Below are 26,722 nucleotides of genomic sequence, written 5' to 3'. Positions count from 1 at the left end.
TTATATCGGAGGGTATTTGTTTTTTTAACACTTTAAGCTCTGGCACCACGCGCATAGCACGTGGTATCCACTTCGTATGAAATAAGACTGGAATTCAATATCCAGTCTTATTCACTTCCTATTTCTTAGCACTTCCTATTTCTTAGGCAAATTCAGTAAATTGTCATCCATGACAGCATCTGGTTCAGATGCTACAAATTTTTCACCATTTTTACTCATCTTTGGAATTAAACGAGGATATGGCGAAATGTTTACAGCAATAGAATTCGGATTTGATTTCAGGTAATCATATAAACATTCTTTATCCAGCCAATGTTCATTAACGTATAATTGTGATATTTCATTGTGGTTACTTGAATGAGGATTATTAATTCCTATTCTAATGGCTTTAACATAATGCATCCTTCATTCCCCCTTTCTAGTAAAGAAAAGGTGACCAGCAAAATCCCAATCTTGATCTGACTCTCATTTAATGCTAAAATGAGTTTGTTAAATTTGATCTAACATTAAATGTTAGGAGATGAGGACGGGCCTCTGGCCTGTTCTTTTCTTTACACATCCATAATATGACATTATTTTCTTATTGTCAATAAAATAATTCGGTTGAAGTATTAATGTTGATCAAATTTTCTTGTTTTCTTTTTTTATTCTCTGTATAATAACACTATCAACAATTTAGTTGATGATTTTTAAATTGAGAAACATATTGTCTGTGTCTTCTCAGTGTGTCAAGCTAATAGCTTGGGGATTGAATCTGCATTTTCTTAGCTTGTCAAGTTTATTAGCTTGTGGATTGAAATGGTTGCAGATTCATGTTGGCATCATTATCAACGAATAATAGCCGCGATGGTAAGATTCACATTACTGTCGCGGCCATTATTTTTTAGAATTCAAAATACCGAACGGCGTTGTCGTAACAAATATCTCTGACCATTTTCTCCAGCTGCGTCCAATCCTGCGGCGCTTCCCCATTTTCAACCCAGGTTCCTAACTTATTGCAGAGAATCCGTCGGAAATATTCATGCCGTGGAAAAGACAGGAAGCTGCGCGAATCCGTCAGCATCCCGACAAACCGGGATAACAAGCCGACCTCCGCCAGCGTATCCAGCTGCTTTTCCATTCCGCGCTTCTGGTCGCAGAACCACCAAGCCGAACCGAGCTGGATCTTGCCAGGAAGGCTTCCATCCTGAAAATTCCCGGCGGCGGTGGCCAACACTTCATAATCCTTGGAGTTCAGACTGTACAGAATCAGCTTCGGTACGCCTGCGTTTTGTTCCATCGCGTCCAACAGCGAATTCAGCTGACCCGCGATCATCGGATCATCCGTGCTGTCATATCCGGTATCCGCCCCCAGTTTGGCAAACATTCGTGAATTGTTATTGCGCAGCGCGCCGATATGCAGCTGCATCGCCCATCCCCGCTTCACATATTCACTGGCTAAAAAAACAAGCACTGCGCCGCGGTATTGACGCAGCTGTGAGATCGTAAGGGGCTGGCCGGCTTTCTTCTGGTCCAGCAGTTTTTGAATCTGAGCCTCATCCGCCGGCGCATAAAAATCTCCGTTTAACGCATGATCGCTCAATTTACAACCCTGTTCGGCAAAATGATCCATACGTTTTTTCAACGCAGCCTTCAGCCCTTCCCAGCTGCCGCAGTCTTCGCCTGTCAGCTCAGCTAACTTTCCAAGATACTCCAGATAACCCTCTTTCTCAATGTTTAAAACAGGATCCGGACGGAAGGCCGGCAGCACCCGGATTTCAAAGTCAGCCTTCAACAATTTATGCCAGCGCAGATCATCCAGCGGATCATCCGTTGTACACAGCGTCTTAACATTCATTTTCCGAAGCAGGTTCCGCACCGAATATTCCGGCGTGTTCAGCATCGCGTTGGTTTGTTCCCAAATCTGATCGGCATTCTCCGAACAGATAATCGTATCCATGCCGAAATACCGTTTTAATTCCAGATGTGTCCAATGATACAACGGGTTGCCGATCAAATCCGGCATCACCGCGCACCAGGCGTCAAATTTTTCCCGGCCGCTGGCCTTACCTGTGATCTTATCCTCGCCGATGCCGTCAGCCCGCATCGCCCGCCATTTATAATGGTCTCGGCCCAGCCAGACTTCCGCAATATCCGGATAACAGCGGTCTTCGTAAATAACCTGCGGTTCCAGATGATTGTGATAGTCCAGGATCGGCATCGTCTCCGCCGCCTGATGATATAATCGTTTCGCCGTATCATTTTGAAGCAGAAAATCTTCGTCCATAAATTTTTTCATCTTCTCGCCCTTCCCTCTTTTCATCAGTATACCGCGTTTTGCGAATCCGCGGATTCTGAAATCATTAGATTTCCCATTTTTAAGTCTCTTTTTTTATAAGTCTGCCGTCTAATCGCCTTTATTATCCAGTTGTCTTTTATACAGCTGCGCATCTTCGCTTTCATAGCAGCAGAAAATGACATCGATCTCCTTTTCAGCCTGCAGCTCGCTTAACGTGTCCCGCACCGTGTCCACAGCGATTGAACAGGCCAGCGCTTTAGGGAAATGATAGATGCCTGTGCTGATGCACGGAAAAACAATCGTCAGCGAGGACAGCCTGTGTTCCTTTTGCAGCTGACGAGCCAGGCGCAGCGACTGCCGGTAACAGCTTGCCAACAAATCCACTTCCTGATGTCGGCCTCCGCTCCACACTGGACCGACAGTATGGATAATCCAGCGGCATGACAGATCATAAGCTTTTGTCACTTTCGCCTGACCGGTTTCACAGCCATGCAGAGTCCGGCATTCCGCCAACAGCTGCGGACCCGCTTTCTGGTGGATTGCCCCGTCGACGCCTCCGCCGCCCAACAATGAGCGGTTCGCAGCATTGACGATGATCTCGGCCGGCACTGAAGTGATATCCCCCTGAATAAAAGTAATCATATTCTTGCCCTCTTTTCATTGACAGCGATCTGCTTCTTTTCTATTCTATAACTAAGAAGAAGTGGAAAGCAAGGTGAATCCGGTATGAAACGAAGTCAGATCCAGCTGATCAGCGCGATGTTGATTTTCGGCAGTCTGGGATTGTTTGTCCGCCAGCTCACTCTGTCCTCAGCGCTTATCGCTTTTTTCCGTGCCGCGATCGGCGGTTGTTTTTTATTCCTGTATCAATGCCTTCGCCGCAAACCGCCGCACCTTCCGCAAAGCCGCAAATCCCGGATCGCCTTGTTGATATCCGGCATTTTATTAGGCTCCAACTGGGTCTTCCTGTTTGAAGCTTACCGGCTGACGACGGTCTCGATCGCCACTTTATGTTATTATCTGGCGCCGATTCTCGTTGCTTTGTTTGTGCTGTTTCGTTCCCATCGTTTTTCCGGAAAAGCCGCGCTGCTTTTAGTTCTGGGACTGACGGGTCTTTGTCTGTTGATCAATCCCGGTTCCGCTCTGGGAATCCATCCAGGACTGGGCATCGGGCTTGGCCTCATCGCCGCGCTCATGTATGCTGGGATTATTTTGATCAACCCCTATTTCAAAGAGGTCGACGGCCTGGACAGCTCCTGCCTTCAGCTTTTGATCGCGGCCGCGGTTTTATTCAGTTATCTTTTAACTCAGCCGATGTTGTGGAACGGCCTTAAAATATCGCTTTTGCAATGGGGTCTTCTATTATTGCTTGGCATCGTGCACACCGGATTGGCTTACGCCTTGTACTTTAGCGCGCTGCCGCGTTTAGACAGCACCACGGCCGCATTTTCCAGTTATCTGGATCCCGTCAGTGCGATTTTCTTTTCTGTTATCTTCCTTCACGAACAGCTTAACGCCATTCAGCTTGTTGGCGCGGTCTTGATTCTGGGAACCTCCTGGCGCTTAAGCCGGCTGGAGAAAGAAGCGGGACTGCCTGAAAAGACTTCTTCATAAAGAAAGATTTTTCAAAGATAATGTTTTGTTTTTTCAATTTGTTCTTTTCATTTTTTCTTTCCTGCGGTACACTTAAAAGCAAATAGAAAGAAGGCATCAGCCATGACCCAAACAATTACTTTGATCGAAGGCGACGGGATCGGCCCGGAAATCACCGCTCAGGTTGTCCGCGTCTTACAAGCGCTCCAGCTCCCCCTGACCTTTGACCGCCAAACGCTCGGACAGACCGCGCTGGAACAAACCGGCAGTCTGATTCCGGAAGCCACGCTGCAGTCGATCCGCAAAAATCACATTGCGCTTAAAGCGCCATGCACGACGCCGGTTGGTCAGGGCTTCCGCAGCGTCAACGTCCAGCTGCGCCTGGCGTTTGACCTGTACGCGAACATCCGGCCAGCCCGTTCACTGGAAGGTGTGAAAACCCGGTATGAGAATGTCGATCTGATTATCTTCCGGGAAAATACCGAAGATCTGTATATCGGCGAGGAACGGAAGATCGACGAGGATACGATAGAAGCGATCAAGCGGATCACCCGTCCCGCTTCACAGCGAATCATCCAGGCGGCATTTGAATACGCGGCAGCTCATCAGCGGAAGAAAGTTACATGCGTGCATAAAGCGAACATCTTAAAACAAAGCGACGGCCTGTTTCTGCGGATCTTCCGGGAGATCGCCGCGCAGTATCCGCAGATCGAAGCCACTGATCTGATTGTCGACAACGCGTGTATGCAGATGGTCATGCATCCGGAGCAATTTGACGTCATGGTCATGCCGAATTTATACGGTGATATCCTTTCTGATCTGTCCAGCGGTTTGATCGGCGGACTGGGGCTGCTTCCCGGTGTGAATCGGAATGAGGAAATCGCAATCTTTGAAGCCGTGCATGGCTCTGCCCCGGATATCGCGGGAAAGAACCTGGCGAATCCAACTGCCCTGCTTCAATCCGCCTGCATGATGCTGGACTATTTAGGTTATGGAGACGCGGCTCAGCGGATTCACAAGGCGTTGGTTTCCGTTTTGTGCGACACTCCGGTCCGCACGCGCGATTTAGGCGGAACCGCGACGACCACCGCGTTTACCGACGCTTTGATCGCTCGGCTTTAAGCTGTCCGAGAAATTCTGATCTCAGCTTGCTTTCATTACAGTCAATTAAAAAGAGAAATTCCGCTTTCGGCTTCCAACGCCAAACTGGAATTTCTCTTTTTTTCTGGTTAAAACTCATCCGGTTTCTGATCAAGATCGATCCGCCGCTGCACCCGGCACGGATTTCCATAGGCGATGACATTCGCCGGCATGGACTTCGTGACGACGCTGCCGGCTCCGATCACCGTATTATCCCCGATGGTCACCCCCGGACAAACGATCGCCCCGCCGCCAATCCAGACATTTCGGCCGATTGTGATCGGTTTTCCGAATTCCACATCTTGTTCGCGCAGCTTGGGATCCAGCGAATGACAGGCCGTCAGCAGCTGAACGTTCGGACCGATCAGCGTTTTATCGCCGATTATGATCGGACAGACGTCCAACAGTACGCAGCCATAGTTCAACATCACATCGTTTCCCAATGTAATATTAAAACCGTAATCGCAATAGAACGGCGGCTTTACCCAGAAGTTGCCCTCAGTCCGCAGCAGCTTCCGCAACAGGCGGCTGCGCAGATTCACTTCATGAAAGGTTTTCTTGTTATAGCGATGACAGAGCCGGGAAGCCCGGTCACGAAGCAGAATCAGCTGCGGATCCAGCGGATTATAGTTCATGCCGGCAATCATTTTTTCTTTTTCATTCATTCCGGTCTATTTTCTCCCAGCTCGCCCATCATTCTTTCCAGCAGAGTCAGCGCCTGAAGCGCGGCCCAGGAAGAATTCTGATGATATGCTTTTGAACCGCTTTGATGCGGCGTGTCGGAAATTGCGCGCAATGCTAAAAACGGAATCTGGTTGACATAACAAACATGGGCTGCCGCGGCGCTCTCCATATCGACGCAATCCGGATTGAATTTTTCAATTATTGATGAGCGTCCCGCCTGATCAATGAACTGATCTCCGCTGACGCTCCGGCCTGTCCGGATTTTTCCTTCTCCGTTTCCCTGACCGGCAGCGCGTTCTGCCAGATGAACCAAGTCCGGATCGCTGAGAAACCACAGGTCTTTCATATAGGGGTGATAATGAATCAAAACACCCGAATGATCAACATCGTGATAGGTGCATCGCTCGATAATGATCACGTCCCCGATCCTTAAGTTCGGATCCAACGCCCCCGCCGTTCCGATCATGATCACAACGGATACCTGCTTATCGATCAGCAGCTGAGTTGCTAAAGCTGCATTCACTTTACCGACGCCGCAGCGTACCGCAGTGATGGATTGTCCCTGCCATGTCCCCTCGATGAGTTTCAGCATCGCGGCTGCTTCTGTTTTCTCGATTCGCATCTGCGCGATCAACGGTTGAATTTCATCGTCGGCCTCCGCGATAATTCCGATTTTTTGTTTCATAGGTTTCTCCTTTGTCACGGGTAAACACAAAATTATGATCATTCGAAAGTTTGGCTTGATAACGATAACCACGCCGATTGAACGTTTTCAGCTGTTCTGGATTGTCCGCTCGGATTTCCGCTAAATAGCGGATCATTTCACCCCGTGCGATCTTTACATAAACACCCTTCTCCCGCAGCCCCATCCCGGTTTCTTCATAGAACCAGCATTTAATATACCGGACAGGCGAAGCCGCATATCGGCTGACGCTGCGGGCATGCTGAGCGCTGGCTAAGTCGATTAAAACAGAATCTGACTGAGCCAGGTGCTGATATAAACGATCGCCCCAAAATTCATAAAGACTGCGAAACGCGGGTGTTCTTAATGGAGAATCCATTTCCAGGCGATGCGGATGGATACCATCCAGCGGCCGCAGCAGACCGTAAAATCCGGAGAGAATCCGGACGTGGCGTTCCACGTAGTCCAGCTGCTCATCCGTAAATACATGCGGCGCCATCGTCTGGTACTGAATACCGTCATAGCTCAGAATCGCGGGTGTCCCTTCCTTATTCAGATCCAGGATTTGATACTGCTTTCTTGCTTCTTCGGCAATCTGCGGACTGCATTTCAATAGTCTGCGCAGTTGTTCCTGATTGAGCGCTTTGAGGGTTGGCAGCAATTTCCGACTGTCTTCAAGAAAGAAAGGCTGATGTCTGGGCGATATAAAAACTTCGTCTGTTTTAATGCGCTTTGCCGGCGCGATGATACACAACATCGTTTAGCCTCCTTTTTCTTTGTTCACACTTCCAGCGCAACTTTTTGGGATATCGCTTCTCTATTTTTAGTTTTTTTCCTAGATTCTCTGTTTCGATGATATATTTCAGAGATAGAAAACAGGTAAACATAGGGCCAGAAATTCAAAAGTATTCTTCTACTTTTCTTAGCCTTAATTCTGAAAGTTTAATTATTTGCACTCTGCACAAACAGGCGGAATCTCCGCCGACGGCCGCCGCTGGCTTAACGGCGCCGAGGTTTTACTGCTCGGCCGGGTTTTGACTAACAAACAAATTGTCTCCACGTGTGATGTCATCGGAAAGAGATCGACCGGTACGATCGAACGCACCTGATACCCCTCATGCGTCAGATGCCGTAAATCCCGTGCCTGCGTCGACGGATTACACGAGATATACACGATCCGATCCGGATTTAACCGGCATAACGACTTCAGGAAACGCTCATCCGCACCGGCCCGCGGCGGATCCATAAACACAACATCGTAAGCCTGCCCTTCCCGCGCTGCCTGTTCCATAAACAAACCGGCATCCGCCTCCACAAACCAGGCGTTGCGCAGATGGTTCATGCGCGCGTTTTCAATCGCGTTTTTGACCGATACCGGATTGACTTCCACGCCGACGACCTCCTTCGCCGCCTTCGCGGCGACCAGGCTGATCGTCCCGATCCCGCAATACGCGTCCAGCACCCGTTCCTTGCCGGTCAGATTGGCCAGCTCCATCGCTTTCCCATAGAGAACCTCGGTCTGAACTGAGTTAATCTGATAAAACGACTTCGCGGCGATCGAAAACTTCAGTCCGCAAAGCTCGTCCTGGATTTTTCCGGTCCCCACGAGCACTCGCTCCTGCGATCCCAGAACGACGCTGGTATTGCGGGAATTCACGTTCATGACGATGGTCGTAATTTCCGGATGCCGCTGGCGCAGCCGCTGAATCAGCTGCTTGCGGGCCGGGAAGATCGGCGAAGCGCAGACCAGGCACACCAGCACCTCGCGGCTCACATGCCCAACGCGAATCAAACAATGCCGGACCAACCCTGTCCGCTGATCCTCATCATACGGTTCGATCCGCAATTCCGTCATCAGCTCGCATACCGTGGCGAGAATTTTCTCCGCGATCGGATCCTGGATCCAGCATGACGAATACGGTACCAGCTGATGGCTGTCCTCCTCGTAAATCCCGGCGATGACTTTTCCTTTTTTACTGAGTGAAAACGTCGCGATCACCTTGTTGCGATAAGCCCACGGTTCTGCCATGCCCAAAACATCATGCACCCGGCCATACCGTCCTAAAAGCTGCTGGACCTTTTCCTTCTTCCAATCCAGCTGGGCAGGATAATCGACATGCTGAAGCTGGCATCCACCGCAGCGATCAAACACCCGGCAGCGCGGCTTCACCCGCAGCGGACTGTCCGTCAGCCGGACCGCGGATACGACTCGAATGCCCCTTCCCCGTGTATATTCCAACTCAACTTCCTCGCCCTGAAGCAGATTCTCGATCAAAACCTTTTCGTCCTTTATTTTAACAAGCCCTTTGCCGGAAGCATCAAGCTGAATGCACTTTGTCCGAACTGATAATATCGGATCCTTTTTCTTTTCTTTCATTTCTATCACCGTTACCATCATATCATAAAATAACCGCGGGCGGCAGTGCTTTGTTTCTGACCGCCGCATTGCGGGCATGGTATTTTCACAAAGAAAGTGCTATCATGAACTTAGAGATGAACTGATTCATCCCGGGCAAGAGAAAAGGAGGGTTTCGCATGAATCAAGAACAACTGAACCGAATGCATTCCGCCAAAGGCTTTATCGCCGCTCTGGACCAAAGTGGAGGAAGTACGCCGAAAGCTCTTCGGCTGTATGGAATCGAGGAAGATCAGTACAACGGCGAGGAAGCGATGTTCGATCTGATCCATCAGATGCGCTCACGAATCATCACCAGTCCGGCTTTCACCAGCGAGCATATCCTGGCAGCCATCCTGTTTGAAATGACGATGGACCGTCAGATTGAAGGCCAGTACACCGCCGACTATCTGTGGGAAAAGAAAGGCATTCTTCCGATTCTCAAGGTTGACAAAGGCCTGGCCCCGTTAGAGAACGACGTTCAGCTGATGAAGCCGATCGGCAATCTGAAGGAATTGCTGGAGAGAGCAGGTCAGCGGCATATCTTCGGCACAAAGATGCGCTCCGTGATCAAAGGTGCAAATCCGGACGGCATCCGCGCGATTGTCGATCAACAATTTGAAATCGGTCTTGAAATCGCAAAAGCCGGCTTCGTTCCGATTTTGGAGCCGGAAGTCGACATCACCCTGCCGGACAAGGAAAAATGCGAAATCCTGCTGAAAGCGGAAATTGAACGTCATCTGAAAACGTTGAAGGACAATGTTCGTTTGATGTTTAAGCTTTCGATTCCGACAGTTGATGGTTTCTACAGTGATCTGATGAACGATCCGCATGTCGTCCGTGTCGTCGCGTTATCCGGCGGCTACTCCCGCAAGGAAGCCAACGAAAAACTGGCGCGCAATCCAGGCTTAATCGCCAGCTTCTCCCGCGCGTTGACCGAAGGGCTTAAGGCGCAGCAGACTGACGATGAATTCAATGCGCTGCTGCAGGAATCGATCCAGACTATTTACAACGCATCCATCCGATAAGCAAACGAAGTTTAACCCGTACAAACAGGACGAACTTGGGATATTCCCTGATTTCGCCCTGTTTTTTCAATTCTTCCCGCCGTTCTTTGCCTCTGTTTGTTTTATTTTCTAACGACAGGCCGGTCATTTTGATATTTTTTTCCAGTCTTCGCGTTTATAATTAAACCATTACATCAAGGAGAAAACTATGCGATTAAAAGACAAAGTAGTATTGGTTACCGCTTCGACGCGGGGCATCGGCTTAGCGACGGTACAGGCATGCGCAAAGGAAGGCGCAATCGTTTACATGGCCGCGCGGAATTTGGAACGGGCCAGCCAGCGGACTGAGGAATTGAATGCGATGGGTTACCGCGTCCGCACCGTTTATAACGACGCGACCGATTTAGAATCCTACCGCACGATGATCGAAGAAGTCGTCAAGCTGGAGGGCCGGATCGACGTGCTGGTCAACAATTTCGGCACCTCCGATCCCAAGACAGATTTAGACATTGAACACACGCGCTGGGAGGATTTCCAGGCCACGGTCGATATCAATCTGGCCAGCGTTTTCGTCAGCAGCCAGGCGGTCATTCCGCACATGAAGAAACAAGGCGGCGGCAGTATCGTCAACATCAGCTCCATCGGCGGACTGACGCCGGATATCGCGCGGATTGGTTATGCCGTCAGCAAGGATGCGATCATCTATTTATCAAAAAATATCGCCGTGCAGACCGCCCGCAGCAACATCCGCGTCAACGTCGTCTGCCCGGGCCAGACCGCAACCGATGCGGTGATGAACAACATGTCCAAGGAATTCCAGGATTTCTTCCTGCGGCACACACCGATCCAGCGCATGGGTAAACCGGAGGAAATCGCGGCCGCCGTGGTTTATTTCGCCAGCGACGATGCGGCCTACACGACCGGTCAGGTCATGGCGGTGCATGGCGGATTCGGCTTGCCGACACCGGTCTATGCCGACATGATCGATTTGAGCGCTGACCGGAAACACTGATCCGAACATACAATAACAAAAAACGCTGAAGCCGTACAGGAGTAATCCTGTTCACCTCAGCGTTTTCTTTTCAATTCGAGTATGCGCTTAATTCATTAACACGGCTTCGGCATGGCCAGAATCTGTTCACGCAGCTGACGGTAGCGTTTCGTTGCTTCCGGGCGCATCTGCGCCTCGCGCACATCGCTGCCAAACGCACCGCGGCTGATCAGAATCAGCGGCGGGAACTGGATCCGTTTGAACACCGCGCCCTGCATCGTGCGCAGCACCCATTCCAGATCCTGAATAAAAGCTTCCGGCTCGTCCAGCCCATAATACCGAAGCCAGCGTCCGATCTCGCTGGTCTGCAGCCGCCCTTGCAAATAGTCGTTCATGATTTCCTCAACCCGGCCGCCCGGATACTCCGTCAGCTGGTTAATCAGCCAGTCGTGATAAAACCACTTCATCGGATCCCGCTGATCATCTTTCAGCTCGGCTGACGGTGGGAATTCCCAGATCAGGCGGTCACCGTCCATTTCCGGAAGCAGGTTGGCCGGAATAATCTCGCGGCCAAACGCCGCGTTAATTTGCTTCGCCAGGTCAAACAGCTGGACCTTCGTGCAGTCGGCAATCGGTGACAGCGCGCCGATCGCATCGCCATACAGCGTGCAGTACCCCAGCGCCGCTTCCACCTTATTGCCATTGTTGACGATCACGCCGCCTTCCATTGAAGCAAAGCTTGACAACAAATGGCCGCGCAGCCGGGCCTGTATATTTTCCAGCGCCAGCCCTTCCGCCTGCGGATAGCCATAATCCTGAAGCGTATCGACCGTCGCGTCGACGATCTTTTCAATGCTGCCCTCACGGATCAAAATCCCCAGGCGTTCCGCCAGTGCCTTCGCATTGTTTTTCGTCGTCAGGCTGTTATACCGGCTGGCCATATTGTAGCCGACAACCCGCTGAGCGCCCAGCGCGTAAACCAGAAGCGCCGAAGTGATGCTGCTGTCAAGCCCGCCGGACAAACCGACGATCCATTTCATCTTCGGTGAAAACATCTGCTTGTCAAACTCCCGGATCGCGCTGACCAACGCGCGCATCAGCTTGGTTTCCGGCTGGCGCGTAAGAACTTCGCGCTCATGCAGGCTAACGATCCGGCACTCCGGCTCAAACTGATCGTTCAGCGAAAGCTGGCGTTCGCCCTGTTCATCATAAATCGTGCTGTCGCCGTCAAACACCATTACATTTTTGCCGTTGTTCTGCATCCCGCAGGCATTGACATAAACCAGCGGCACAAAGGCTCCCTGCGCCGAAGCGGCATGCTGGCGCACCCGTTTATCCCGCGAGCGTTCTTTATTCAGCGTCCAGGGGGAGCAGGACAGATTTACGATCAGATCGACGTCCTGCTTTAAATAGGCGTCCGTCACATCCAGCGCATAATCCTCGCTCCACAGATCCTCGCAAATCTCAACGCCGATCCGCCAGGTCTGACCGTCTTTCTCAAACAGAAACGGCCGCAGCCCTTCCTCGATCGGCGTTTGATTCCGCATTGCGATTTCCATTCCGGACAGGAAATATCGGGAATCGTCGAACACCCGGTAATCCGGATTGAGATGCTTGATATACATCCCATCCAAACTGCTGTTTTCCCGTTTCACCCACTGACCGTCAGCACAGAAATAAGCGGCGTTGTAGCGCACCGGGCGTCCGTCACGCCCGCGCTGGGCCTGACCAATCGGCCGGGTTCCCAGATTGCCATAGAGGATTCCGATCCCCTGCGACAACGCCAGAAGCTCGTCGTTCAGACTTTCCAGATACGCGCACCAATCCTGATCCAGCCATTTGTCCTGCAGACAGTAGCCGCTCAGCGCCATCTCCGGAAAGACGATCAAATCTGCCCTCTCCGCTTTCGCCTGTGCGATCATTTCACGCATGGCCGCCAGATTTTCCGTCGGCTGCCCCTGTTTAACGTTGATTTGTCCTAACGCGATTTTCATGTTTCTGCCCCCGCTGCTTCTTTTTTAACAGATCGTTCCGCCGGTAATCTTCACATCTTCCTGATGCTCAATCATCGCTTCGATCGCCACGGTCAGACCCTTCACAATCGTATCCAGCTCCATCGACGGCATGCCTTTTTTTGTCGACGCCTGCGATGGCAGATACGGAATGTGAATGAAACCGGAGCGTTTGCCCGGAAATTCCGTCTCGATCAGATAACGCACGCCATAGGTCACATGGTTGCAGACAAACGTCCCGGCGCTGTTGGATACGGAAGCCGGAATCCCAGCTTCCTGCATCGCCTTGACCATCGCCTTGATCGGCAGCGTAACAAAATACGCGTCCGGGCCCTCCGGATAAATCGGTTCGTCCACCGGCTGATTGCCCGCGTTATCCGCGATCCGGCAGTCGTCGACATTAATACCGACTCGCTCCACTGTGATATCCGGCCGGCCGCCGGCCTGACCGATCGAAAGAATCATATCCGGGTCTTCCTTCCGGATTGCTTCCCGGATCACGGCCAGCGATTGATGAACAACCGTTGGGATTTCCAGCTTGACGATCTGCGCACCGCCGATAACCTCCGGCAGCCGTTTTACCGACTCAATGGCCGGATTGATTTTCTCACCGCCAAACGGATCAAAACCTGTCACTAATATTTTCATCACAACGTCCTCCTTTTTATTTATCCGCGGACCAGGGGAATCCGCTTGCGCCCTTTCCCCTGATCTTAATTTATTAAGCTTAGAAAGCCAATACGAGCATCAGCACGACGTGAACGACGATCATGATCAGCGCCATCGGCAGCTGCGCCTTGATCACCGTGTATTTGTTTTTCGTTTCGAGTACCGCCGCCGGCACGATATTGAAGTTCGCCGCCATCGGCGTCATCAGGGTGCCGCAGAAACCCGCCGTCATCCCCAGCGCGCCGACGATTGCCGGATCTCCGCCCTGCAGGATCACAAACGGAACACCAATCCCCACGGTGATGACGGAGAACGCCGCAAACGCGTTGCCCATGACCATCGTAAACAGAACCATCCCGGCAACATAAACGATCACGCCCAATACCACGCTGCCCTGCGGCACAACGTTCGCCATAATACTGGAAATCACCGCTCCGACGCCAGCCTCCGTAAAGACGGATCCCAACGCGCCTAACAGCTGCGGCAGCAGGCTCGCCGCGCCGACCGTCATCAATAACCGCGCCGTATCGTCACGCGTTTCCGCAAACTTCGGCCGGGTGATCGCCACGCCGATCAAGTACGCCAGGATCGAAGCCAGACCGATTGCCAGCGCTGACGGGAAGGTCACGCCGCCCTCGGCCACTTTAAACTTCAGCTGCGCTAAAATCACCGTGATCACCACTAAGATACCACCCGCGATGGCCCATTGTACCGCTTGCCGCTGGGCCCGTTTCTTTTCCTCCGACGGCAGCTTTCTCGCCAGGATTCCTTTCACAGCTGCCAAGATCACACACACAGCCGCGGGAATCATCCCCCATAACATCGGAAAAGAAATTACCGGCGTCTTCTCTGAAAATTTCAGCATTGACAAAGCCAGGGCGACAACGCCGATCGTGATCGCCGGCAGGAAAATCTTATTGCCCAGCTTGTCCGCCTGCGCCTTGCGGAACGACGCCTCCGACGGCACAAACTTGCCCATCTGCACCTGCTTGGTCGCCGTCAGGCAGCCCAGCACCAGAAGCAGCGCACCGGTCAGCGCATACGGAATATACGGGCCTAAAATAAAGATCAATCCGAGAATCGTCCAGAACACAAACGTGCCGATCCGGCATTTTTCATTCTGAAGACCGCGCCAGGCCGCGTTGAAGCTGACCAGACCGCACAGGCAGAACACAATCTCGCTGCCCCAGTTTAACAGTGTTTTTAAATCCATTACGCCTGCGCCTCCTTTTTCAGCTTGCGGTCCGCTAACAGAACCTGAATGATCGTAAAGATCGTCACAATGATGCCGACCGGAATCGACGCCTGCGCGATCGAACCGAGCGTGACCTCATAACCGGCCGCCGCCAGCGTCCCCTGGATCAACAGCACGCCGCTGTTGCCTAAAAAGATATTCTGACCGAAGAAGTTGCCGTAGTTTTCAACCGCGGCCGCCAAGCCCTTGATCCGCTCGCTCTGCTTTTCGTTCAGCGGTTTTTTAATCGACGTTTCGCCGGCCGCCTCGCTCATCGGCAGGATCAGCGGACGCACAAACTGCACGTGGCCGCCCAGCCGGATCGACATCGCCGAAGCCAGAATCCGCACGACCATATAAATGGATAAGACCTTGCCCGCCGTCGCATTTTTGATCTTACCGATCAATTCCGCCGCGCGCTCTTTCATGCCGTAGCGCTCAATCAGCGCGATCGCTGGAAAGCTGATCAAAAAGATCGACATCAGGCGGTTATCGACAAACGCCTTGCCCATGATCTCCAGAATCTGAATAAAGTTCAGGCCGGACACCAGACCGGTGACCAGACCGGAAATCAGGACGACCGCAATGACGTCCCATTTTAAGGCAAATCCGACTACGATGATCAGAATGCCGATAAGTTTCAAATATTCCATAACTGAGTTCCTTTCCCTTTTTGAGTATTCCCATTATACCAGATTTTCACCAGGGCTTGAATGGAAAATTTTCAAGCCCTGTTCCCTCGATTTCCGCGTCCCTCTTTTTACAGACTACCGGAAAATCTGCTGGACCAGAACCATATAGAACAACGTGCCGCAGCCGATGCTGAGCAGACTGTTGCGCTTCCAGCCATGAATAACGCCGGTCACCGCCAGCGCCAAAAGCTCCGGCAGGCCGTGGTTGGATCCCAGCCAGTCCGTAGAACGCAGGCCGTACACCACCAGCATCGCCATCATCGCTAACGGCAGCACCTGCCCCAGGTATGCGATGGTCTTCGGGATCGGCTGTCCTGGCCGGAACGCCGCAAACGGCAGCCAGCGCGTAAGAAACGTCACCCCCGCCATCAACAGAATCGCTAAAAACATTGACGAATTCATGCCTTCAGCCCCCTTCTTTCCAAAACCGGGCGCAAGCCGAGCAGACCTGCGGCAATCATCACCAACGCCGGCAAAATCATCCCGTCCGCACCGAACAGGATCAGCGCCGCGACTGCGCTGATCAAACCCACCAGCGTCGGAATCGGAGTGACCGCTGATTTCAGCTGATCCAGACAGGTGACAAAAAACAGCGCCGTCATCGCAAAATCAATCCCGGTCGTATCAAAGGGAATGACGGCCCCGGCAGCCGCGCCGATCAGCGTGCCGAGAATCCACCACAGCTGATCCAGAAGCGTAATCCAGAAATACAGCCGCTGCGGCTCCGCTTTGTTCTCCAGCTTCTTCTGACATAACAAACCATACGTTTCATCCGTCAGTCCGAAGATCAGATACAAGCGGCGCACTCCCTGTTCGCCGAACTCCCGCAAAAACGAAAAACCGTAAAACAGATGCCGCAGATTCACCGCCAGCGTCATCAGGATGACCTGCAGCGGACTGGCCGCCTGCGCGAGCAGCTGAATTCCGACAAACTGCATCGAACCGGCATACACCAGTACGCTCATCATCAGCGCCCAGCCCCAGCCGATCTGATGCTGCTGAGCGAGCAGCCCGAACGCGATGCCGACGACCAGATAGCCGGGAAACACCGCCAGCGAAGATGTCAGCGCCTCTTTTTTTGTTTGATCCATACCTTGCTTCCCCCTTATCAAACTCTTGCATTCCGTCGTCTCCCTCTCCTTATCCAGATTCCTGTCGGGGGATACGATAGAGAAAAGCGGAAGTTCCGCATTGTCCTTCCGCTTCCTGATTCATTGTTAGCTTCTATTCCCGCCCGGGCTTTCACCGCGCAGCCTTTTATGAGCGACCTGATTGACTGTCCTTAACGATTAGAACATCAGGATGGTATTCAGGATCATCATCAGACAGATGAAGCTGACCAGGCCGATCACCAAGATTTTCTGAAATGTTTTCTTGGGTTTCGTCATGACACCCTCCTATCCGTATCGCTAGTTTACCGCAAAGAGCGGGCTCTGTCAACTAATCCGCCAGTCCCCGGGCGCCGATATCGTGACGATAAAACAGCGCGTCGCAGTCGATTTTTGCGATCTCGGCATACGCCGCAGCCTGTGCTTCCTTCAGCGTCGGCTTCTGGGCGGCGACAAACAAGACGCGGCCCCCGGCAGTAACCAGTTGACCGTCCTTTTCCGCGGTTCCCATGTGGAACACCGTTGCGTTTACCGTTTCCAGATTCCGGATCGGCGTGCCTTTGGTCGAGCTTTCCGGATAGCCCTGGCTGGCCAGAACGACGCCCAGGACTGGTTCCGATGACCAATGCAGCGGCATTTCCTGATGCTTCAGCACCTGCGTGCAGATTTCATACAGGTCGTCCTGCAGCGCGATCATCAGCACTTCCGTTTCCGGATCGCCGAAGCGCACATTGTATTCGATCGTCTTCACCCCGCGTGCGGTTGCCATGCAGCCGGCGTAGAGAATTCCGGTGAACGGACAGCCTTCCGCCACCATCGCCGCAGCCATCGGCCGGACGATCTTGTCGATCGCTTCCCTCACGACTTCCCGGGATAAATGCGACACCGGCGTGTAAGCGCCCATGCCGCCGGTATTGAGGCCTTCGTCATGGTCGAAAGCCCGCTTGTGATCCTGTGCGATCTCCATCGGGATCACGGTCGTCCCGTTGACAAACGCCAGCTGCGAGAACTCCTCGCCTTCTAAGTATTCCTCAATGACCACCGAAGATCCAGCCTGATCGAACAGACCCCCGCACATCATTTCTTTCAGCGCGGCCTGGGCCTGTTCCTGCGTCTGGGCAATGATGACGCCCTTGCCCGCGGCCAGGCCATCCGCCTTTAAAACGACCGGAACCGGCTGCTTTTCTAAATACACTTTCGCTTCTTCATAATCGGAAAAGCTGGCATACGCCGCGGTCGGGATGTTGTATTTATGCATCATCGCTTTGGAAAACACCTTGCTGCCTTCCAGCCGGGCCGCCGCCTTGCTTGGCCCAAACACAGCCAGCCCCGCGGCCGCAAACGCGTCCTGAATTCCTTCGCAGAGCGGAACTTCCGGGCCGACGAACGTCAGGTCGATCGCCTTTTCTTTAACAAACGCGATCAGCTTGTCAAATTCCAGCACGCCGATGGCTACGCATTCGGCTACCGCCGCCATGCCGGGATTTCCCGGCGCCGCATAGACTTTTTCCACCTGCGGGCTCTGCGCGAATTTCCAGGCCAGCGCATGTTCGCGCCCGCCGCCGCCAATCACCAATACTTTTGCCATAGCTTCTTTATTCCTCCACCAGCGTTTTTAACGTTTCCGGATACAGGACATGCTCGATCGCATGCACCTGCGCTTCAATTTCTTCCTTGCTCCACTGCGGCTGCACCGCGAAGGCGCGCTGAGCGATGATCCGTCCCCCGTCCATCGACGCGTCGACATAATGGATCGTCACGCCCATCACCTTAACGCCGTATTCAATCGCCTGCCCGATCGCGTCCTTGCCTTTAAACGCCGGCAAGAGCGAGGGGTGGATATTCACAATCCGCTGATCATACGCTTCCAGCATCACCGGCGACAACAGCCGCATATACCCCGCCAGCGCGATCCACTCCACGCCGTGAGCCTGACAGCGGGCGATGATCTCACGTTCGTAATCCGGCTTGGACGGATAGTCCTTCGGATTAAACGCGAACACGTCAATGCCTCGTTTCTGCGCTTTTTCAATGACCGGCGCGCCTGGCTTATCGACGACGACCAACGTGATTTCCGCGTTCAGCTGACCGGCTTCGATCGCGTCGGCAATCGCTTCAAAGTTCGTGCCGGTGCCGGAAGCGAAGACGGCGATGCGCTTCATTGAATGTCAATCCCTTCTTGATCGGTCACCACACCGATGACCGTGGCCTTTTCACCCTGAGCTTTTAAGATTTCCAACGCCGCGTCTGCATCGGCCGGATCGACGACCAGAATCATGCCGATCCCCATGTTGAAGACGTTGTACATCTCTTTTTCTTCCATGCCGGAAAGCTGCTGCAGAACATGGAAGATCGGCAGCACTTCCCATGTGCCGCGATGAATCTCTATGCCTAAGCCCGGGTTCAGGCAGCGCGGCATGTTCTCGTAAAATCCGCCGCCGGTGATGTGCGCGACGCCGTGGACATCGACCTGCTTCAGCACCTCCAGCACCGGACGGACATAAATCCGTGTCGGCGTCAGCAGCGTATTTCCCAGGGAGTCCTGCAATTCGTCAAACTTCGTGTTCAAATCAAGGTGGTTATCTTTCAGAACGATCTTGCGGACTAACGAGAAGCCGTTAGAGTGCACGCCGCTGGAAGCCAGACCGATCACCACATCGCCCGCTTTGGTTTTCTCTCCGGTGATCATTTTGGGTTTTTCCACCGCGCCGACCGTAAAGCCCGCGATATCGTAATCGTCTTCATCATACATATCCGGCATCTCCGCCGTTTCCCCGCCGACTAACGCGCAGTTGGCCAGCACGCAGCCGTCGGCTACGCCCTTGACGATCTGCTCGATTTTCTCCGGATGGTTTTTACCCACCGCGATGTAATCAAGGAAGAATAACGGTTCGGCGCCCTGCGCGATGATGTCGTTGACGCACATCGCGACGACGTCCTGTCCGACCGTGTCGTGTTTATCCATCATAAAGGCCAGCTTCAGCTTGGTGCCGACGCCGTCGGTACCGCTGACCAGCACCGGTTCCTTCATGTTCAGCGCGCTTAAATCAAACATGCCGCCGAAGCTGCCGATGCCGCCCATCATGCCGAAGCGGCGGGTTTTCTCAATGTGTTTCTTAATCAGCCGTACCGATTCATACCCTGCTTCCAGGGATACCCCGGCCTTTTCGTACTGTGTGCTCATGCTTTTCCTCCCTTGCCCCGGATGTAATTTACCCCGTTGGCGAAAATATTCTGTTTCTTTTCTCCGTCAATATTTTTAAAGACATCCGTGAAGTAACGCTCGGAATGACCCATTTTTCCCAAAACCTTGCCATCCGGGGAAACCAGACCCTCGATCGCCCAGTCGGAACCATTGAGGTTGGCTGTCGGATCCATCGTCGGCGTGCCGGTTTCATCGCAATACTGGAACGCAACCTGGCCGTTGGCAAACAGCTGCTCGATCATCGCCTCATCCGCGACCAGCCGGCCCTCGCCGTGGCTCACCGGTATCGAATAGACTTCGCCGCATTCCAAGCCCTGCAGCCATGGGGAGCAGGTGCTGGCGACGCGGGTTCTGACGACGCTGGAGATATGCCGGTTGATGTGGTTGCGGGTCAGCGTCGGACTGGTTTCGTCCAGGGTGCGGATTTCGCCATACGGCAGCAGTCCGGATTTGATCAGCGCCTGGAAGCCGTTGCAGATGCCTAAGATCAGACCATCGCGGTCCAGCAGGCGGGTTACCGCCGCTTTGATCTTTTCATTCTGCAGGATGTTGACGATAAACTTCGCCGAACCGTCCGGCTCGTCGCCGGCGGAGAAGCCGCCCGGAATCGCCAGGATGTGACTGTTGTCCAGCAGCGCGGCCATCTGATCAATGGAATCGAAGATCGCCTGTTCGTTCTGATTGCGGAACACGAAGATCGTAACCTTCGCGCCTTCTTCCTCAAACGCCCGGCGGGTGTCGTATTCGCAGTTGCTGCCCGGGAAAACCGGAATCAGGACGCGGACCTCCACGCTGGACTGACGGCAAAGGTAATCTTGCTTACGCTTTTGATCGCGGATCGGCAGCGTCTGTGCTTCGCCCTTGCTGTAAACCGGATAGAGCGAACCGAGCGTTCCCATCCAGGCGGCCAGCACTTCGTCCTGGCTCAGTTTCAGTTCATTGATGCGGTATTGCGGCTCGGCCTTCACTTCGCCGATCACCGCCGCGTGCTCATCCGCAAACTGCGGCGTAACTTCCGCGACGATCAATCCCGGCTGCAGCTGCAGAAGCTCCTGACCGCCCTCGATGGCAAAGCCCAGGCGGTTGCCGAAGCTCATCTTGAACAAGGCTGCCAGCGCGCCACCTTCTTCCCCGACATAGGCGGAAACGATCGTGCCCTGACGGATCCCTTCGCTGACCGCCTTAAACATCGTCTTATAGCTGGACAACTCCGGCAGTCCCTCCTCGCTGATCTGTGGTTTGAAAACAACCAGACGGTTGCCCGGAGTTTTCAGCTGCGGAGTAATGATATTGTTTGTCTTCGCGTCGCTGCAGGCAAAGGAAATCAACGTCGGCACGACGTGCTTGTCGTTAAACGTGCCGGACATGCTGTCCTTGCCGCCGATCGCGGCCTTCTGGAAATAGTCCTGCACCTGCATCGCGCCCAGCAGCGCTTCAGTCACCTTACCCCAGCGCTGCGGATCCTGATTCAGCCGTTCAAAATATTCCTGGAAAGAGAAATGGATTCGTTCCCAATCGCCGCCGCAGGCCACCGTTTTGGCCATGGATTCCAGCACGCTGTCCATCGCTCCGACATAGGTCGAGTATTCCATGATTCGCGGATTGAAGCCATAGGTCAGCACGCTGCAGGTCGTCGTCTTGCCGTCCAGAACCGGCAGCTTCTGAACAGACGCCTGAGCCGGCGTCAGCTGCGTCTTGCCGCCGTAAGGCATTAAGACCGTCGTCGAGCCGATCGACGCGTCAAACATTTCGCCCAAGCCCTTCTGACAGCAGACGTTCGGTTCCGCCATCGTCGCCAGGATTGCCTCTTTGGTTAACGGCTTATCACAGCCAAATGGATTGGCGCCTTCCAGCGTGGCAATCTCCACGTTGGCTTCCTGACGCACGCCGCTGGTGTCGATAAACCGGCGTGCCAGATCGACGACCGTCTGATCGTTCATTTTCATGACTAAGCGGGCGGTATCGGTGACTTCCGCCACACGGTAAGCTTCGAGATTTTCTTCCGCGGCCAGCTGAATGAACTTCGCTTCATCCGCCGCCCGGACGACAACGGCCATCCGTTCCTGACTTTCGCTGATCGCAATTTCCGTTGCGTTTAAGCCGGCATATTTCGTGCGGACCTGATCGAGATGGATTTCCAATCCGTCAGCCAGTTCGCCGATCGCAACACAGACGCCGCCGGCGCCGAAGTCGTTGCATTTCTTGATCAGACGGGTGCACTGCGGATTGCGGAACAGCCGCTGGATCTTGCGTTCTTCCGGAGCGTTGCCCTTCTGGACTTCGCTGGCGCAGACTTCCAAGGATTTTAAATTGTGTTCCTTCGAGGACCCGGTCGCGCCGCCGATGCCGTCGCGGCCGGTCTTGCCGCCTAACAGAATAACGACGTCGCCTGCTTCCGGAGACTGGCGCACGACGTTTTCCGCCTTCGCCGCCCCGACGACCGCGCCGACTTCCATGTGCTTGGCGACATAGCTCGGATGGATGATTTCGCGGACATGCGTCGTCGGCAGACCGATCTGGTTGCCGTATGAAGAATTGCCGTGCGTCGCTTTCTTGGAGATCACTTTCTGCGGCAGCTTGCCCGGAATCGTGTCTTCCAGTTTCTCTAAAATATTGCCGCAGCCGCTGACGCGCATCGCCTGATAGACGTAGCTGCGTCCGCTTAACGGATCGCGGATTGCCCCGCCGATGCAGGTGGAAGCACCGCCGAACGGTTCGATCTCGGTCGGATGGTTATGCGTTTCATTCTTGAACATCAGCAGCCATTTTTCAGTCTGACCGTCGTGATCGACGTCGATAAAAACGCTGCAGGCATTAATTTCCTCGCTGACCTCAACCTCCGGCGATTTTCCCTGACGGCGCAGGTCGCGCGCGTTGATCGTCGCCATGTCCATTAACGTCTGCGGCTTCTCATCCCGGTTGCACCCGTGCCGCAGCTGCAGATAACGGTCATAGGCCTGCTGGATCTGCTCGCCAAAGCGGTCGGTTGTGATCGTCACGTTCTTTAAGCAGGTTTCAAACGTCGTATGCCGGCAATGATCGGACCAATAGGTATCGAGCACGCGGATTTCCGTTTCCGTCGGATTGCGCTTTTCTTCTTCGCGGAAATAGCGCTGAACCAAAGCCAGATCAGCTTCGCTCATCGCTAAGCCGTGTTCTTTCACAAACGCCTGAATCTGTGCGGCGTCCATCTCAATGAAATGCGGGAATTGTTCCAACGGCTTGACGTCGACATTCTGATCGACCGCCAGGCGGGACAGATCCTTGACACGGGATTCGATCGGGTTGATGACGTAGGCTTCGATTTTCTTCAGCATTTCGCCGTCGACCTCCCCTTCCAGCATCATCAGCTTTCCGGTCGTAATCCGGCAGGCGGAAGCGGGATTGAGCAGCTTGACGCACTGCATCGCGCTGTCGGCGCGCTGATCATATTGACCCGGCAGAGTTTCCCAGACGATGACCGTCTTGCCCTGACAATCCAGTGTTTCGTAAAGCGTGTCGGTCATGACCTCGGTAAAGACGGTTTTCTTAGCCTTTTCATAATCTTCGCTGTCAATATCGAAGATATCGTAAATATTGAACAGCCGCAGACCTTCGGCGCTCAGCTGCAGATTTTCCTTTAATTCGTTATACAGATCCTGGGCCTCCGTGCGGAAGCGGTCTTTCTTTTCTACAAAGATACGCTTGTTTATCAAACTCATGGTCTTCTCCATTTCTAGAATTTCATATTTTCTAAGACGTTTTTCTTCATGTCCGCTTTGTGCGCTTCGATCTTCTTGTGCATTTCCGGATCAAACGCCCCCAGCATCGTCGCCGCCAGCACAGCCGCGTTTTTGCATCCGGCCTTGCCGATCGCAACAGTCGCTACCGGAACCCCGGCCGGCATCTGAACGATGGAAAGCAGGCTGTCCAGACCATCGAGCGTGCTGGTCTTCATCGGGATGCCGATTACCGGCAGTGTCGAGCAGCCGGCGATCACACCCGCCAGGTGCGCCGCGCCTCCGGCAGCCGCGATGATCACCTTTAACCCGCGGTCATACGCTGTTTTTGCGTATTCGATCGTTTCATCCGGTGTGCGGTGCGCGCTCAGCACAATCTTTTCATACGGAATACCGAAGGATTCCAGTGTTTCACAGGTGAATGAAACGTTTCCCTCATAATCGCTCATTGAACCCATGACGATCCCAACTACTGCTTTTTCTTCCATTTTCATACTCCTCCTTGAATTTAGAAATAGAAAAAGACATCAGAGAACCTCCAATGTCTACAAAACAAAAACAAAAAAGCCTTCGTTTTGTAGTCTTGCCGTTTACGGCAGCAAGGTAGAAACTTGTGAGCCTTATTCCCACGATTATACAAAATCACCAAGACGTCAAAAAGAAAACACAGGTGCAAAACACCCATGCTTAATTTTGATTTTTATGAAAAGTATCCTCCATGGAAATGCTCATCGTTGTCATTGCTCACCAGTCACCTTTCACGCGGATATAATACCATAAACACGCAGGCAAAAAAAGGCTTTTTCTTCGGTTTTGTTGAGATTTTACCTAAAATTGAGGCAAGCTTCGGGGCGCTGCTGCCTCAGCGTCGGCAAAGCTGGCGTTGATCTTTCCCTTTTCCAGCGTCATCGAAAGAAACGTACTGTGGTTGGAGGCTACCGCGATGCTGCCGGCGGAGACGGCTTTGTCTGCCGCAGGGTAAGCTGTCTTATAATATTTCGCTGTCTTATAATATAAGGATGAAAATATCGAAGCCGGAAAGCTCAGACGACAGAGCCGCAATACCAACAGAAAAAAGAAGCAAGAGCCTTAACGCTCCAGCTTCATCCGGCGATATTTCTTGCCGATCACCGCTTTTAAGCGATTGGCAACCTCGTCCTTCTGTTCTTTCTTAAAGTCAAACGTCAGCTGCGTCAAAGAGGTTTTGCCCTTCTTGTCCACTTCCTTGACCGTCATCACGACCTTGCATTTATTCTTGACTTCCTTGACGTCATACTCGGTGATCGCGTCAAACGGCACCGCGCTGCCCATATACATGAAACCATCGCTGCCCAAACCATCGCTGATCAGCGCGAACATGATGATGACCACCGCCATTAAGACCGAGCGCAGCACCGTCATCGGACTGAAGTCCAGCGCCAGAAACGGCAGAAAGCAAAGTGAAGCGGCGATCAGGATCATTATCCGCGACGCCGTCCAGAAGCAGCAGTAAATCTGAATCGCTTTCTTCTGCCGCAGCAGAATCCGGATCAGCCAGACGCAGGCGCCGGCAAAAAACAGGAGTAAAATAAGATTAAAAATTTCCATAGGGTTCCTTCCTTGTGTTGTAATTGAATTGAATGGCCGTGGCTTTATTAAAGCAGCTCGATTCCGTTATCGTGGCACAGCTTGCGCATGATCGGCGGCCACAGCGAAGCCTGGACTTCGCCGATGTGCGCCTTATGCAAAAGAAGCATACAGATCCGACTCTGACCGATGCCGCCGCCCATCGTTAACGGCAGATCCCCCGCCAATAACGCGCGGTGAAACGGCAGCACCGAGCGTTCGGGACAGCCGGCCTTGTTCAACTGATCGATCATGCTGGCCTCATCGACACGGATGCCCATTGATGAGATTTCCATCGCCCGATTCAAAACGGCGTCCCAGATCAGCAAGTCGCCGTTGAGCTGCCAGTCGTCATAGTCCGGCGCCCGCCCGTCATGCGGCTGACCGTTGCTCAGCAGTCCGCCGATCTGTTCAATAAAGACCGTGCCGTATTCTTTCGTGACCGCGTCTTCCCGCTGCTTCGCCGTCAACGACGGATAGCGGTCCAACAGTTCCTGCGCGGTAATAAACTTGACTTTTTCTTCAATGATCGGCGTGATCTGCGGCACATTGGCGCACAGCACTTCGTCGGTTTCCTTTAAGCTGCGCACGATCAGGCGGACGGTTTCTTCCAGCTGCTCCAGCGTCCGCTGAGGGCGCAGGATGATTTTTTCCCAATCCCACTGATCGACGTAAATTGAGTGCAGATTGTCCAGATCTTCGTCGCGGCGGATCGCGTTCATATCAGTATATAAGCCCTCGCCGGGACCAAAGTCATATTGTTTTAACGCCAGCCGTTTCCACTTCGCCAGCGAATGAACGATTTCCGCTTCGGTCTGCGTTTCCTTGACGTCAAAGTGAACCGGGCGCTCCACGCCGTTGAGGTTGTCGTTAAGACCGCTGGCGGCTTCAACAAACAGCGGGGCGCTGACGCGGATCAGGCGCAGGTTGTCCGCCAGCTTGCGTTCAAAGGTATCCTTGACGAGCTTGATCGCCATCTGGGTTTCTTTCTGGTTAAGCAGCGAGCGGTAATGCTCAGGCAGTATGCAGTGTTCGATCGACATGGTATCCCCCATTTCAAAACTGTCTTTTATTATACCAGCATCCTCGTCATAACAAAAGTAAAAGACAGGAATTTCTCCTGCCCTTAATCAATCTTTTGAACGATTTCCAGCGAAACGCTGACGCGCGTCGGCTGACCGCAAAGCTCCAGTTCCAGCACAGCTCTCCGCTTATGCCGGTCGATCTTCACGATCTGCGACTCGAAGCCTTGCAGCGGGCCTTCGGTAATGATGACCTGATTGCCCTGAATCAGACCGGTGGAGTGTTCCAGCACCTTATTTTTGCCCAGCAGCCGCTCAAGATAGTCCTTCTCCTCGCTGCGCAGCGCCGGGGTTCCTTCTTTATCGAATTTTAGCAGCTTGACGATTCCCGTTTTCTGCATCCGCAGTTCTTTAATCTGTTCATCCATCGCCGCCTGTTCCAGCTCGCTTTCAATGAACAGATAGCCGGGGAACATAATCTTTTCGACGAGTTCGGAGATTCCCTGTTTTCTGAAGACGACCTTCATCTTCGGAATGAAGGCATGCAGTCCCTGGCTGAGAAAAAAATCGCGGATTTTTTCTTCCATGCCGCCGCGGACAAACAGTACATACCAGTTCATTCGATCTCCCCTTTCGACAAGAATCGTTTAAAGGATACAAAGTTCACCCGGAAATGTCAAGAAAC

The 26,722-nt window shown here is 53.0% G+C and carries 26 protein-coding genes and 1 riboswitch; of the genes, 5 read left to right on the top strand and 21 right to left on the bottom strand.

The genetic code is table 11. The features are described 5' to 3' along the window. Positions 1-135: 135 nt before the first annotated feature. The 3 genes from I2D94_RS11040 to I2D94_RS11030 form a co-directional block, all read right to left on the bottom strand. Positions 136-402, bottom strand: a complete 267-nt coding sequence (locus tag I2D94_RS11040; protein WP_195396929.1) for a DUF3892 domain-containing protein — start codon at positions 400-402, stop codon at positions 136-138. A gap of 481 nt (positions 403-883) precedes the next feature. Next, complete coding sequence (uxaC, locus tag I2D94_RS11035) at positions 884-2,278, bottom strand: glucuronate isomerase (RefSeq protein ID WP_195396928.1); 1,395 nt, start codon at positions 2,276-2,278, stop codon at positions 884-886. Between the two features lie 108 nt (positions 2,279-2,386). Continuing rightward, a complete protein-coding gene (locus I2D94_RS11030) occupies positions 2,387-2,920 on the bottom strand; it encodes an O-acetyl-ADP-ribose deacetylase (RefSeq protein ID WP_195396926.1) in 534 nt (177 codons plus the stop codon). A gap of 84 nt (positions 2,921-3,004) precedes the next feature. On the opposite strand from I2D94_RS11030, the gene I2D94_RS11025 reads away from it, so the two are divergent. Together I2D94_RS11025 and I2D94_RS11020 are read left to right on the top strand one after the other, a co-directional pair. Next, entirely contained in the window at positions 3,005-3,892 is an 888-nt protein-coding gene (locus tag I2D94_RS11025) for a DMT family transporter (protein ID WP_072683333.1), read from the top strand. Between the two features lie 102 nt (positions 3,893-3,994). Continuing rightward, a complete protein-coding gene (locus I2D94_RS11020) occupies positions 3,995-4,993 on the top strand; it encodes an isocitrate/isopropylmalate dehydrogenase family protein (RefSeq protein WP_072683334.1) in 999 nt (332 codons plus the stop codon). 107 nt (positions 4,994-5,100) lie between these two features. Here I2D94_RS11020 and I2D94_RS11015 read toward each other — a convergent pair whose 3' ends face one another. From I2D94_RS11015 to rlmD, 4 genes are all read right to left on the bottom strand, one after another. Beyond that, positions 5,101-5,676 carry a sugar O-acetyltransferase gene (locus I2D94_RS11015; RefSeq protein ID WP_072683335.1) on the bottom strand — a complete coding sequence of 192 codons (576 nt, stop codon included), beginning with the start codon at positions 5,674-5,676 and terminating at the stop codon, positions 5,101-5,103. Further along, positions 5,673-6,380: a 5'-methylthioadenosine/adenosylhomocysteine nucleosidase gene (locus I2D94_RS11010; protein WP_072683336.1), complete on the bottom strand. Its 708-nt coding sequence runs from the start codon at positions 6,378-6,380 to the stop codon at positions 5,673-5,675. The genes I2D94_RS11015 and I2D94_RS11010 overlap by 4 nt, the downstream gene beginning before the upstream one ends. Continuing rightward, a complete protein-coding gene (yaaA, locus tag I2D94_RS11005) occupies positions 6,340-7,134 on the bottom strand; it encodes a peroxide stress protein YaaA (protein WP_072683337.1) in 795 nt (264 codons plus the stop codon). Before yaaA ends, I2D94_RS11010 begins: the two co-directional genes overlap by 41 nt. 189 nt (positions 7,135-7,323) lie before the next feature. Continuing rightward, positions 7,324-8,754, bottom strand: a complete 1,431-nt coding sequence (gene rlmD / locus I2D94_RS11000) for a 23S rRNA (uracil(1939)-C(5))-methyltransferase RlmD (protein ID WP_229056854.1) — start codon at positions 8,752-8,754, stop codon at positions 7,324-7,326. A 158-nt stretch (positions 8,755-8,912) separates the two neighbouring features. Between rlmD and I2D94_RS10995 the strand changes: the two genes are divergently transcribed. Both I2D94_RS10995 and I2D94_RS10990 read left to right on the top strand, forming a co-directional pair. Beyond that, positions 8,913-9,800 (top strand): fructose bisphosphate aldolase, encoded by an 888-nt coding sequence (locus tag I2D94_RS10995; protein WP_195396925.1) that lies wholly within the window; start codon positions 8,913-8,915, stop codon positions 9,798-9,800. Positions 9,801-9,987: 187 nt separating this feature from the next. After that, a complete protein-coding gene (locus I2D94_RS10990; protein WP_195396924.1) occupies positions 9,988-10,791 on the top strand; it encodes an SDR family NAD(P)-dependent oxidoreductase in 804 nt (267 codons plus the stop codon). A gap of 95 nt (positions 10,792-10,886) precedes the next feature. Here I2D94_RS10990 and nadE read toward each other — a convergent pair whose 3' ends face one another. From nadE to purE, 11 genes are all read right to left on the bottom strand, one after another. After that, positions 10,887-12,764 (bottom strand): NAD(+) synthase, encoded by a 1,878-nt coding sequence (gene nadE, locus I2D94_RS10985; RefSeq protein WP_195396923.1) that lies wholly within the window; start codon positions 12,762-12,764, stop codon positions 10,887-10,889. 24 nt (positions 12,765-12,788) lie between these two features. Continuing rightward, positions 12,789-13,430, bottom strand: a complete 642-nt coding sequence (pcp, locus tag I2D94_RS10980) for a pyroglutamyl-peptidase I (protein ID WP_195396922.1) — start codon at positions 13,428-13,430, stop codon at positions 12,789-12,791. A 79-nt stretch (positions 13,431-13,509) separates the two neighbouring features. Continuing rightward, positions 13,510-14,664 carry a DUF979 domain-containing protein gene (locus I2D94_RS10975; RefSeq protein ID WP_195396920.1) on the bottom strand — a complete coding sequence of 385 codons (1,155 nt, stop codon included), beginning with the start codon at positions 14,662-14,664 and terminating at the stop codon, positions 13,510-13,512. Continuing rightward, positions 14,664-15,338: a DUF969 domain-containing protein gene (locus tag I2D94_RS10970; protein WP_072683343.1), complete on the bottom strand. Its 675-nt coding sequence runs from the start codon at positions 15,336-15,338 to the stop codon at positions 14,664-14,666. The genes I2D94_RS10975 and I2D94_RS10970 overlap by 1 nt, the downstream gene beginning before the upstream one ends. Before the next feature lie 114 nt (positions 15,339-15,452). Continuing rightward, positions 15,453-15,779, bottom strand: coding sequence for a branched-chain amino acid transporter permease (locus tag I2D94_RS10965; RefSeq protein ID WP_072683344.1), 327 nt, complete (start codon positions 15,777-15,779; stop codon positions 15,453-15,455). Continuing rightward, complete coding sequence (locus tag I2D94_RS10960; RefSeq protein WP_195396919.1) at positions 15,776-16,468, bottom strand: AzlC family ABC transporter permease; 693 nt, start codon at positions 16,466-16,468, stop codon at positions 15,776-15,778. Before I2D94_RS10960 ends, I2D94_RS10965 begins: the two co-directional genes overlap by 4 nt. Before the next feature lie 349 nt (positions 16,469-16,817). Then, positions 16,818-18,074 carry a phosphoribosylamine--glycine ligase gene (purD, locus tag I2D94_RS10955; protein ID WP_195396918.1) on the bottom strand — a complete coding sequence of 419 codons (1,257 nt, stop codon included), beginning with the start codon at positions 18,072-18,074 and terminating at the stop codon, positions 16,818-16,820. 7 nt (positions 18,075-18,081) lie between these two features. After that, a complete protein-coding gene (purN, locus tag I2D94_RS10950) occupies positions 18,082-18,648 on the bottom strand; it encodes a phosphoribosylglycinamide formyltransferase (protein ID WP_006060427.1) in 567 nt (188 codons plus the stop codon). After that, the gene (gene purM, locus I2D94_RS10945) at positions 18,645-19,670 is read right to left on the bottom strand and encodes a phosphoribosylformylglycinamidine cyclo-ligase (RefSeq protein ID WP_195396917.1); all 1,026 of its coding nucleotides are present in this window, start codon (positions 19,668-19,670) and stop codon (positions 18,645-18,647) included. Before purM ends, purN begins: the two co-directional genes overlap by 4 nt. Further along, a complete protein-coding gene (locus tag I2D94_RS10940) occupies positions 19,667-23,392 on the bottom strand; it encodes a phosphoribosylformylglycinamidine synthase (protein WP_229056853.1) in 3,726 nt (1,241 codons plus the stop codon). Before I2D94_RS10940 ends, purM begins: the two co-directional genes overlap by 4 nt. Before the next feature lie 14 nt (positions 23,393-23,406). Then, entirely contained in the window at positions 23,407-23,904 is a 498-nt protein-coding gene (purE, locus tag I2D94_RS10935; protein WP_006060424.1) for a 5-(carboxyamino)imidazole ribonucleotide mutase, read from the bottom strand. A gap of 64 nt (positions 23,905-23,968) precedes the next feature. Continuing rightward, positions 23,969-24,070, bottom strand: a riboswitch (purine riboswitch). A 23-nt stretch (positions 24,071-24,093) separates the two neighbouring features. On the opposite strand from purE, the gene I2D94_RS10930 reads away from it, so the two are divergent. Then, positions 24,094-24,297 (top strand): hypothetical protein, encoded by a 204-nt coding sequence (locus I2D94_RS10930; protein ID WP_139248538.1) that lies wholly within the window; start codon positions 24,094-24,096, stop codon positions 24,295-24,297. Positions 24,298-24,499: 202 nt separating this feature from the next. Here I2D94_RS10930 and I2D94_RS10925 read toward each other — a convergent pair whose 3' ends face one another. The 3 genes from I2D94_RS10925 to loaP form a co-directional block, all read right to left on the bottom strand. Continuing rightward, entirely contained in the window at positions 24,500-24,997 is a 498-nt protein-coding gene (locus tag I2D94_RS10925; protein ID WP_195396916.1) for a hypothetical protein, read from the bottom strand. A gap of 47 nt (positions 24,998-25,044) precedes the next feature. Beyond that, positions 25,045-26,058: an aspartate--ammonia ligase gene (gene asnA, locus I2D94_RS10920; RefSeq protein WP_072683351.1), complete on the bottom strand. Its 1,014-nt coding sequence runs from the start codon at positions 26,056-26,058 to the stop codon at positions 25,045-25,047. An 83-nt stretch (positions 26,059-26,141) separates the two neighbouring features. Further along, positions 26,142-26,657: an antiterminator LoaP gene (gene loaP / locus I2D94_RS10915; protein WP_195396914.1), complete on the bottom strand. Its 516-nt coding sequence runs from the start codon at positions 26,655-26,657 to the stop codon at positions 26,142-26,144. Positions 26,658-26,722: the final 65 nt, after the last annotated feature.

It is taken from the genome of Holdemania sp. 1001302B_160321_E10 (assembly GCF_015552275.1).
In the GTDB taxonomy this organism is placed as follows: domain Bacteria; phylum Bacillota_I; class Bacilli_A; order Erysipelotrichales; family Erysipelotrichaceae; genus Holdemania.
This window is presented reverse-complemented; position numbering and strand designations above follow the sequence as displayed.